Genomic DNA, 447 nt, shown 5'->3' with positions numbered 1-447 from the left:
GGCCGCCGGCGTGGCGCTGGGCGGCCTCGACATGTGGCTGACCGAGCTGTTCGGCTGGTCGCCGTTTGGCACCATGAGCCACGGCAAGCCGGACCATGAATGCCTGCTGCCGCTCGAGAAGGTGAAGCCGATCCGGTACGAGAAGCCGGACGGGGTTCTGACCTTCGACAAGCTCTCGTCGGTGTTTTTGTCCAACACCAACCACGAGGAGGACCAGCCGGTCCACCTGCAGGTGAGGGACATGGGGCTGCAGAAGGCGTCGGAGCACGACGTGTATGGCGGCCCCTCGCAGCGCTACTGCCCGGCCGGCGTGTATGAGTGGGTGGAGGGCGAGGGGGGCGTGCGCTTCCAGATCAACGCCCAGAACTGCGTGCACTGCAAGACCTGCGACATCAAGGATCCCAACCAGAACATCACCTGGACCACCCCCGAGGGCGGCGGCGGGCC

Annotated in this window: 1 protein-coding gene; it reads left to right on the top strand. The window is 66.4% G+C overall.

The window, feature by feature from the left end; translation table 11 throughout:
- Positions 1-447, top strand: a 447-nt coding sequence (locus E4K09_RS04625) for a 4Fe-4S dicluster domain-containing protein (RefSeq protein WP_193557249.1), incomplete at both ends; no start/stop codon positions are given.

Origin of the sequence: Microvirga pakistanensis, from assembly GCF_004458765.1 — a bacterium.
In the GTDB taxonomy this organism is placed as follows: Bacteria; Pseudomonadota; Alphaproteobacteria; order Rhizobiales; family Beijerinckiaceae; genus Microvirga; species Microvirga pakistanensis.
Note: the sequence above shows the minus strand (reverse complement) of the source record. Positions and strands in the feature narration are given on the sequence as shown.